Annotated in this window: 6 protein-coding genes and 1 tRNA gene; all 7 read right to left on the bottom strand. The window is 28.8% G+C overall.

Annotated features, from left to right (window positions below; genetic code table 11):
* Positions 1 to 105: 105 nt before the first annotated feature.
* The 7 genes from Q5F54_RS06135 to Q5F54_RS06105 all read right to left on the bottom strand — a co-directional run bounded on the left by Q5F54_RS06135 (position 106) and on the right by Q5F54_RS06105 (position 11,094).
* Entirely contained in the window at positions 106 to 2,280 is a 2,175-nt protein-coding gene (locus Q5F54_RS06135) for an S-layer homology domain-containing protein (RefSeq protein ID WP_281538965.1), read from the bottom strand.
* A gap of 76 nt (positions 2,281 to 2,356) precedes the next feature.
* Positions 2,357 to 3,847, bottom strand: coding sequence for an S-layer homology domain-containing protein (locus tag Q5F54_RS06130; RefSeq protein ID WP_281538966.1), 1,491 nt, complete (start codon positions 3,845 to 3,847; stop codon positions 2,357 to 2,359).
* 407 nt (positions 3,848 to 4,254) lie between these two features.
* Positions 4,255 to 6,579, bottom strand: a complete 2,325-nt coding sequence (secA, locus tag Q5F54_RS06125; protein ID WP_281538967.1) for a preprotein translocase subunit SecA — start codon at positions 6,577 to 6,579, stop codon at positions 4,255 to 4,257.
* A gap of 102 nt (positions 6,580 to 6,681) precedes the next feature.
* On the bottom strand, positions 6,682 to 8,331 hold the full coding sequence (locus tag Q5F54_RS06120) for a family 10 glycosylhydrolase (RefSeq protein WP_281538968.1): 1,650 nt from the start codon (positions 8,329 to 8,331) through the stop codon (positions 6,682 to 6,684).
* A gap of 16 nt (positions 8,332 to 8,347) precedes the next feature.
* On the bottom strand, positions 8,348 to 10,036 hold the full coding sequence (locus Q5F54_RS06115; RefSeq protein WP_281538969.1) for an N-acetylmuramoyl-L-alanine amidase: 1,689 nt from the start codon (positions 10,034 to 10,036) through the stop codon (positions 8,348 to 8,350).
* Positions 10,037 to 10,365: 329 nt separating this feature from the next.
* A complete protein-coding gene (locus tag Q5F54_RS06110) occupies positions 10,366 to 10,803 on the bottom strand; it encodes a small multi-drug export protein (protein WP_281538970.1) in 438 nt (145 codons plus the stop codon).
* A 216-nt stretch (positions 10,804 to 11,019) separates the two neighbouring features.
* Positions 11,020 to 11,094: transfer RNA gene (locus Q5F54_RS06105), tRNA-Thr, on the bottom strand.
* Positions 11,095 to 11,099 lie beyond the last annotated feature (5 nt).

The raw sequence follows: 11,099 nt of genomic DNA, 5'->3' as shown, positions 1-11,099 counted from the left end.
TCATAAAGAGTATTGACAAAAATAAAAGAGCGTAGACTTTGTCTACGCTCTGAAACTCATAAGATTTAATATCTTATGAGTTTTTCCCTTATATACCTTAAATTACTATATCTTTGCTCTAGATAAAATAGTTACAGCTTCTGCTCTTTTTATATTATCACTTGGTTTAAAAGTATTATCACTACGGTATCCATTCATATATCCTGCTTTTAAAACACCTTCAACATAAGGCTTAGCCCATTGTGCTACTGAGCTACCATCATTAAAACTTGATATATTAGTATAATTATAATCAATTTTATTAGTTATATATCCTATAATTTTAGCGGCTTCTTGTCTAGTTATTGAATCATTCGGAGCAAATGTATCCTTATCCCTTCCATTTATATATCCTACTTTAACAGCTATCCTAATCTCATCATAAAACCAATCATTAGGATTTACATCTTTAAAAGTTTCGTCCTTTGATTCTGTAAAATTAAATGCTCTATTAACTATTTTTACAAATTCTGCTCTAGTTATAAACTTTTCTGGATTAAAGGTATTAGTAGTATCTATCCAACCCTTGTTCATTCCATCAATTATATAAGATTTTGCCCAATGCCAACTAAAGTCCGTATTAGGATTTGCTACCTCATTTATTAATTTTACATTATTTTTACTTACAATACCCTCTCTATCCCATAAATAAGTTCCATCTCCATTTATATTCGTTTCTGTCATAGGAACTATTCTGTCAGGTCTTACGCTATAGTTATTAATATCTTTCTCGTTTAATACAATAGTTGTATCTCCAACTTGTCCTTTGCAAGTATTTTTCGTTCTAGTATTTTGTGGTAATATGCTATATAGTTCTTTATTTAAAGTATTTTTCACACTAGTTTCATTAGTATACATACCTAATAAATATCTATTATAGTCTTTAAGCCCCGTATCTTCTCCTAAAAACTTGTCTAATTGATACATACGGCTTATAGCTTTTTCACTCCAAAATGGATCTGATGCATAACGAACGTTAGCACCAATATTTTTATTTCCTAATGATGAGCTATTATACTTCCAAGATTTTGGATTAAAGTATCCATTTGAAAAAGAGTAATTTGAAACTCTTATTATACATTCTTCTATACTAAAGAATTTGTCTGCACCTTCAACGTATCCATCTTTAGCATTTGTCCCAAATACATTAAATTTAGTTTTAGCTAGATTGGAAGTTCCTCTATCAGATTCATTCATAGCTATACCAACTAATAAAGTTGCATTGGTTCCATATTCATTTTGAGCCTTTATAAAATAACTCCCTGTATTTCTAAGTAAGCTATCACTTGGTGTATATTGTTCAAAATACTTATTTATATCATCTGCTGTATAAGATGTTTTACTTCTTCCAGGTAAATATTGATAGTAATTATAATAAGGATTGTTGCTATTTATAGCATTATTATGGTTATCTAATTTAGCATCTGATATTAATTGATTTATATCTGTATAAAAATAATTTCCATCATAACTATAGTATTTTGTGTTTTGCTTCATAAAATTTGGTGCTGGACCTAATGTTTGATAGGAATACTTTGGCGTTGATGTAATATCTGAGCTTATAGCATGAACTAATTCGTTGTTACTATTTACAGTATAGTGACTTAAATTATTTACTTTATTCATTGGAACTGTTATTATATTTAAACTTCCATCATCTTCTTGTTTTTTTATGTATCCAGTATATCCTGATACTTCTATTTTTACAACATCTCCATTGTCTTCTATTATAGGTACATCATCTATATACCCATGATTTATATAGGTATGCTCAGGACTTTTTAGTTCTGAAGTTTTATATACATTAGTAGTATAGTTATTTGTAGTATCTACATTGCCATCTATTATTTTTACAATTCTTCCTATACCTTCTGTTGCATATATTACAAGCCCTTCTTTATTTATTACTACTGGTATTCCTTGATTTTTTGCATTTTTTAGATTATCAGCTATATCTATGGCCAAATTTAAATTATCTTCACTTTGTACATATGAGTATGTTCCATCATTATTTGATATGGCTATTTCATAATCTGAAGAAGTTTTTAACTTTAAATATTTCATGTTTTGTATACTTTGTATATCTTCTTGAACTTCTTTAGGTAGCTCTTGTAAGTTATATGCTTTGGGTATTGGTTTTATATAGGTTTGATATATGCTATCTTGTGCATTTGATTTTATTGTCAGTAAGGATGTTGTTAATAATATTGATGATAATATTGTTAAATTTAATTTTTTCATCTTTTCTCCCTTCTTTTGTATTTAAAAGAGAGACTAAAGTTAGTCTCTCTTTATCTAATATATTATTTATTTTTTATTATTTAATAGCAACTGAAGCGGCTCTTTGAACCATAACTAAAGCTTCAGCTCTTGTTATTGATTGAGTTGGATTGAAGTATCCATTATCCCCTTCTACAACAAACTTATCTTTTCCTTCTACAGTAGCGTACTTAACTGTATTTAAGTATGCTACTGATTCATCTGCCCACGTAGCAATTGAAGAATCATCTTTAAACTTAGTTGCAACATCTACATGTCCCATTATAGGTTTTCCTTTTGAGTCAGTTCCAACTTGAACCATAGTATCTTTAATTTCTTTAGATTGTAACTTAGCTACTATTACAGCAACTTCTTGTCTAGTTATTTTATCATTTGGTCTGAAGTTTTCTCCATCACCTTGTATTACACTTTGAGTTTCATTTCCATTAGCTGTAGTTGCTTGTTTTTGATATAATGCTGCAACATATTTGTAGAACCAATCTGCTTTACTTACATCATTGAATGGCTCTGTATTCGTATCATTAGTAGTTATACCAAATACTGTACAAGCTACTTTTGCAAATTCAGCTCTTGTTATACCCTCTTGAGGTCTGAAAGATCCACTTGCATCTACTTGACCATTTAACATAGCATCTACTATTTGAGTTTTTGCCCAGTGATTATTAAAATCATTAGATTGTGGTATATTTACTAATAATTTATTATCTACTTTTGCTACATTTTCAAATACTATTTCTTTAACTATGTTTGCAGGTACTTTTTTAGCTCCTTTTTTGTATAATGTTACTTTTAAGTCTTTGTTTGCAGCTCCAGTTTCATCTTTAACTATATCAAATTTAGCAATATTGCTTTCTATTTTATATTTTAATTCATTTATTCTTGAGTAATCTTTTCCTTCTAAATTAACGTTTGTTTCTGCAGTTAATTGATCTTCTCCAAATACTTCTTTTCTTAATGCATTTGCTTGCTCTACTTCTGTTAATGATGCATCATCTTTTAATACATCTATGTTTGTGAATGTAACTTTCTTAGTATCTTGACCTTTCTTTAAAGTAACAACTTTATTTCCTGGTACGTAAGTATTTCCAGTTATAGAACCTTTAATTTCTTTTTCTTCCTTAGTATATCCATTAGCTACATAAGTTGCTATTTCAGAATTTAATGCATTTAATTTTGCAGTTTCTTGACTAACTGATACAGTATCAGTAACTTTTTCTCCTAATACAAATACATCTTTATTAGGAGTTGTTCCTAATTTTTCTATTAATATTTTACAATCTTTAAATTCATTCTTTAAAGTATGCTTACTTCTATCATTTGGTGCACCATTGTAGTTATATATCTTTTCTCTAGCAACTACAGTTTTACCTTCCACTGTCTTTAAAGTGTATCCACTTGCTAATCTTACATCTACACTTTCATTTCCAACTAATATACGACTTTCAACATTATCTGCAAATGCAGGAGCAACTGCACCTAATGTTGAAACTGCAGCCATAGCCATTGCTATACTTTTCTTATTTTTCATTGTTTTATTCCCTCCAAATTATGTATTTATTCTCTCTATAATATATGAATCTTTATTTTATTCGTATTGCGTATCCCTCGATAATTATATTAATATACTCTCTATCCATTTTCAAGAATAATATACATTTTTTAGCTATATTTCGTTCGTCTTTTTTTTCCATATTTTTTCATTATTTTGTAAAATTTTATTTATTTATTTGTTTTTCTTATTTTTTTGACATTTTTTACTATCTATTATTTACATTAAAATATTATTTATAATTTTATAATTATTTTATTTTTTTGCCCTCAAAGTATTTATTTTTTCATATTTTTGAGATATAATTAAAGTACGTTAGAAAGAATATATCTCTCTAGCGTATTCCTCAATAAAAAGGACTATGGTTTACCATAGTCCTTTTTTATTTATGCAAATAAATGTTTAAGAGCATCCTTATTTATATTTTTATTTATATCATCAAACATATCAAATGATTGAACTGTAAATTCTTTAACTGGATCTTTTTGTCCTGCTGCTAAAAGCCCTATTCCTTTTTTAAGTTGTTCAATTGCATCTATATGATCTATCCAATAATTATCTACAAAGTGAAGTATAACTTTTCTTTCCCAATCTCTCATAGCTTCACTTCCTATTAAATCTTCTCTAGATTTATATACTTCTTTTATTACACTAATAGTATAATCTACTATTTCATTATCTTTTTTATCTTCTAAGTTTAATTCTTTATTATATTTATCTAAGCTAAATGTTGTTGTAATAGCTTCTATATATTTTTCTATACTATCTGATATGTATTCATTATATATTTCTTTAATTTCACTTTCTATCATTTCATTTATATGATTAGATACATCGTCTCCATTTATAACTTTTCTTCTATCTTCATATATTAATTCTCTTTGTTTATTTATTACATTATCATACTCAAGTACACTTTTTCTTATTCCGAAGTTTTTCATTTCTAATGTCTGTTGAGAAGTTTCTATAGTCTTTAGTAGTTTCTTATCTTTTATTTCTTCATCATCATCTAATTTTTCTGCTATCTTTTTTGCTTTAGAACTTCCATAAAGCTTCATAATTTCATCTTCTAAACTAACATAAAATCTTGAAGTTCCTGGATCCCCTTGACGTCCAGATCGACCTCTTAACTGATTATCTATTCTCCTGTTTTCATGACGCTCTGTCCCTATTACATATAATCCACCAAGTTCTTTTACTTTTTTCTCTTCTTCTTTATCTCCACCACCAAGAGATATATCTGTTCCTCTCCCTGCCATGTTTGTCGCAATTGTTATTGCATTTAATTTTCCTGCTTTTGCTACTATCTTAGCTTCTTCTTCATCATTTTTTGCATTTAAAAGTTGATGTTTTAGCCCTTTTTTATTTAGTAAGTATGATAATATCTCTGATTTTTCTATTGATGCTGTTCCCACTAGTATTGGTTGCCCTGTTAAATGTATACTTTCTATTGTTTTTAAAACTGCTAAATATTTGGTTTTCTCTGTTTTATATAATTTATCTTCCAAATCTTTTCTTATAACAGGTTTATTTGTAGGTATTTGTACTACCGGTAAATTATATGTCGATATAAATTCATTTTCTTCAGTTTTAGCTGTACCTGTCATACCTGATAGTTTATTATACATTCTAAAGTAGTTTTGATACGTTATTGTTGCTAATGTTTTTGATTCATTTTGTATTTCTAGGTTTTCTTTAGCTTCTATTGCTTGGTGTAATCCTTCTGAGAATCTTCTTCCATCCATTACTCTTCCTGTAAATTCATCTACTATCATTACTTCATTATTCTTTACTACATAGTCTATATCTCTTTGCATAAGTATATCAGCTCTTAATGCTTGTATTATATGATGGTAATTTTCCATATTTTCTGGATTCATTAAATTTTCTGTTTGATAAAACATTTCTGCTTTCTTTATTCCTGATTCTGTTAATGATACTGTTTTTTCTTTATAATCTACTGATATATCTTCTGGAAGTAACATTTTTATAAATACATTTGCTAATCTATAAGGTTTTTCATCGTCTTCTATTTGTCCAGATATTATAAGCGGTGTTCTTGCTTCATCTATTAGTATTGAGTCAACTTCATCTACTATTGCAAAGTTTAATTCTCTCTGTACCATTTCGTCTTTACTTAGTACCATGTTATCTCTTAAATAATCAAAGCCAAATTCATTGTTTGTTCCATATGTAATATCGAACTTATACTGTTCTTTTCTTTCAATGGATTCCTGTCCACTTATTATTACACCTGCAGTTAATCCTAAAAAGTTGTATACTGGTTCCATAAGTTCTTTATCACGTTTTGCTAAATAATCATTTACAGTTACTACATGAACCCCTTTTTCACTTAATGCATTTAAGTATACCGGTGCTACTGCTACTAATGTTTTACCTTCTCCTGTACGCATTTCTGCGATTTTGCCTTGATGTAATACTATTCCTCCTATAAGTTGTACTCTGTATTGCCTCATACCTAGTACTCTTTTTGATGCTTCTCTTGTTACTGCAAAAGCTTCTGGTAATATATCATCTAATGTTTGTCCATTTTTTAATTTTTCTTTAAATATATTAGTCATATTTTTTAATTCTTCATCATTTAGTGATGATATTTTTTCTTCTAATGCATCTATTTCATCTACTATTTTATTTAATTTTTTTATTTCAGTTTTATCACTTCTATTAAGTAGCTTTTCTAATGGTGTCATTTTACTTCCTCCCTATTTTTTTATGTATATTTTCATTATACATTAATTTTTTATATTAAAGAACCTCTATAATTCTATCGAATAGAATATAGAGGTTCTTAATTATATTCTTCTTAACATTACTACAGCTTCTGCTCTAGTCATATTAGCTCTAGGTGATAACATTCCTAAGTCATCTCCCTTTATATATCCCCTTTCAATAACAGCCTCAAGTTCATTTTTTGCCCAATTAGCTACCTGATTATAATCAGGAAATTTAACTATTTTATCATGATTTGTATCACTTATTTTTAAATAGTTTGCTATCATTTTTGCTGCTTCTTGTCTAGTTATTGGTTTTTCAGGTTCAAAATTACCCATACCATCGCCTTGCGCAACTCCATTTGTGACAGCTATATCTATTTCATTTTTTGCCCAATATCCATCTGGTACGTCACTAAAAGTAACAGCACTAGTCATTGTCAATCCAAACATTCTGTTTATTACTTTTACAAATTCTGCTCTTGTTATAGTATCTTGAGGATGAAATCCTCCATCAGGTTTCCCATTTAAATATCCTTTATTAGCGAAGTCTATTATTTCATTTTGAGCCCAATGATTTTCTATATCCCAAAACGGGAAAGTTTGCACTATACTATTTTTTATCTTATCTCTAGCACCTTGGTTATTGTTCATTATAGACGTCACATTATAATATGAATTTCCTTTTATAGTTGAAAATTGTTTAGTATATTGTATTTGTGTATCTATTTCTTTTGCTACTACATCTTTATCTGTAATATGACCTATATAAAGATCTACATTTGTTCCTTTTACTACATTTTCCCACCAATTAGTTACAGTTTTAAATGGTGCTACATTATGCTCTATTTCCCAATATACTTGTGGGATTATATAGTCTATATAACCTTCTTTTACCCATTTAACTGTATCTGCATAATCTGAGTAATAACTTTCTTTTGCATATCCAGTATCTGATCCATTAGCATCATTCATTTTATTTTTCCATACACCTCTTGGGCTTACACCAAATCTTACCCAAGGTTTGATACTTTTGATTGTATTTTTTACTTGAAGTATCATTTGATTTATATGTTCTCTTCTAGCATTTGCTACAACACCATCTTTATCTTCACCTTGTGGTAGTGGATAGTCCGTTGGATAAAAATAGTCATCAAATGTTATCCCATCTATATCATAATTTGATACTATTTCCCCTACAGTATTTGATATATGGTCTTTTACTTCTTGTAAGTCTGGATTATAGTATAATCCACCTCTATTCTCTATGAGAAGTGAAGGATTTTGTCTTGCAAGATGATTGCTACTTAGTACGTTTACATCTGTTCCAGAACTTACAACTCGATATGGATTTAACCATGCATGCACTTTCATACCTCTAGTATGCGCTTCTTGGATTATAAATGCTAAAGGGTCATATCCTGGTTCTTTTCCTTGTGTTCCTGTTAACTCTTTTGACCAAGGATTTATACTAGATTTATACATTGCATCTCCATATGGTCTTACTTGAAACATCACAGTATTAATTCCTGTATCCTTTAGTGTATCTAATATTTCTATCAATTCTTTTTTCTGAGCTGTAGAATTGTTTTTAGTTTTTGGCCAATCTAAACTCCATGCAGTAGTTAACCATGCAGCTTGTACACCATTAGATGCAGCGTCTATTTTCGCATTTATTCCAGTAGTTAAGATTATAGCTATAGATAAAAATAACGATAATATCTTCCTCATACTCGTCCCCCACCTATTAATTGTTTACTCTACTTAATAATGTAACTGCTTCTGCTCTTGTAATGTTATTCTTCGGTGCTAGTATTCCTTCACTAGTTCCTTGTATATATCCTTTTTCAACATTTCCTTCAAGTGCATCTTTTGCCCATTCAGCTATTTGATTATAGTCTGAGAATTGTTTTATTTTATCGTGATTTTTATCATCTAGTTTCATATAATTAGCTAACATCTTGGCTGCTTCTTGTCTCGTTACATATCTTTCTGGTTCAAACAGTATATTTGATACTCCTTGTGCTACTCCATTTGTAACTGCTATGTCTATTTCATCCTTTGCCCAGTTATCTTTAGTGTCATCAAATACTATTCCACTTTTATTCGTTAATCCAAATACTTTATTAAATATCTTTACAAATTCATTTCTTTTTATAGGTCCTTGAGGTCTAAATGTGTTATCTCCATATCCTTCTATATAACCTTTTTTTACAAAGTCTTGTATTTGAGAATACGCCCAATAGTCTTTACTCACATCAGTAAAGTTTATTTTATTATCTTGATCTGGTTCAGTATAGTCTAATTCTATATAAGATTCTGAAACATATCCATATGTTCCATTGTATTCTATTTTATACCAACCATTACTTTCTCCAATAATTTTAACTTTATCTCCACCACTCAATGTTCCTATTATATCAAATGATATTGATGGACCCTTTCTTACATTTAGAATATCCGCATTTACTACTTTACCAATTACTGTAATTTGACTTTCTTCTATTATTACATTTGATTTTAAATACTCTTCTATTCCGTCTGCTATACCTGTAGCTAATTTATCTTGATAAGATGGATCAGATAATTTCTTAACTTCTGACTCATTAGTTATAAACCCACATTCTACCAATGCAGATATCATTTCACTCTTTACTAAAACTGTAAACTCTGCATTTTTTACACCTCTATTATTCGCTCCTGTTTGACTTATAACCTGCTTTTGTATATCATTGCTTAATGGCCTGTCTTCTTCTTTCTTTCTATTATAATATGTCTCTATACCATTTGCAGATTTAGCCTCTGCTGAGTTTTGATGTATTGATACAAACGCATCTGCACCATAATCATTCGCCATTTCTGCCCTTTCTGATAAAGAATAGAATATATCTGAATTTCTACTCATTTTTACATCTATACCCTTACTCTTTAATTTAGATTCTACCTTTTTCGCAACTTGCAAGTTTAAATCTGATTCTCTATATCCATATCCTAATGCTCCAGGGTCAGTCCCTCCATGTCCTGCATCTATAAATACTTTGTAGTATCCTCTAGATTTAGCTCCTCTAGATTCTAGATTAACTGTTGATATTTCTGATGGTACATATATTTCTACTATATATACTTTTTCACCTATTCTTTGACTTAAAAATACCGTGCCTTCATTAACTGCTTTTGCAATTCCATTTGAATTTATCTCTATAGTTTCATTGTCTGATAATTCCCAGTTAGGATATTGAGATAAATCTAAAGTTTCACCTTTTGTTAAATATACTCCAGGTTCAACCACTACATCTTTTAGATCATATTTATTTATTACAGATGAAAATTCATCTTCTATACTATCTGCATTTACAACTGATGGTTTTGATAATATAGGTAGTGATACCATCATTGTAAGTAATATTAAGTTTCTTATATTTTTTTTACATCTCATCTTAGCTCCTCCTATTTATATATATTCTTATACTTTTTATAGTATATTTAATTATAATTTGGTCAATAATATTATATTAACACAAAAATAGCAATAAAATAAACCGAATGGATAAAATTCGACCTATTTTATTGCTGTATATTATTGATTAGTTTGTTATATATTGTTAATATGATTATAACTTCAACTTTTGTTATAACTATATATTTCAAACTAAATTAAAAATATGGAACCTGTTGAATACAGGTTCCATATGGTTGCTTAGTGAGTATTTTATTAAACTATATACTTTTTAAATATCAGTTAAATGGATCATAAGCTCTTTTTTATTAAATTATATGCAGTGATATTAAAGAAACTATAATTCCTGACATCATATTCCCAATCAAAACACCTAATAAAGAAGTTTTTATCCTCATTTTAAGTATTGATGCTATAGCTGCTGCTGTCCAAGTCCCCGTAGTAGGAAGAGGTATCCCTACAAAAAGTATAATACCTAATATAGATATGCTCTTTAATCTTTTCATTCCAGTTTCTATTTTACTATCAACTTTTTTTACTAAAGGTAAAAACATATCTACACTTCTAAAAAAATTTAATATGTGTCTAAAAGTAAGAATAAGCGGTATAGACACTATAGTTGAACCTATTACACTTGCTACATACACTGCTATTGGATTCAAATCCATTGCAATTCCTATTGGTATTGCTCCTCTTAGCTCGGTTAATGGAAGCATGGCTAAAAGCATTATTTCTAAGTATCTCAAAGTATCCCTCCATATCAATTCTAATCCAGATTTATTTTATAATATATGATTTTATCCCAATTATCAACGCTTACCGATTGGTATTTATTACTATAATATATAATAATAAATTGATGTGTTATAATTTATAAAATCACATATATATTATCTTATTTTAATCATCTTATTAAATATATATTTATAGTAAAAAAGACTATACTTTCGTATAGTCTTTATTGGAGCTGGTGATAGGAATCGAACCTACAACCTGCTGATTACAAGTCAGCTGCTCTACCGTTGAGCCACACCAGCATATT

The sequence above is a fragment of the uncultured Romboutsia sp. genome, assembly GCF_958366745.1.
In the GTDB taxonomy this organism is placed as follows: Bacteria; Bacillota; Clostridia; order Peptostreptococcales; family Peptostreptococcaceae; genus Romboutsia; species Romboutsia timonensis.
Note: the sequence above shows the minus strand (reverse complement) of the source record. Positions and strands in the feature narration are given on the sequence as shown.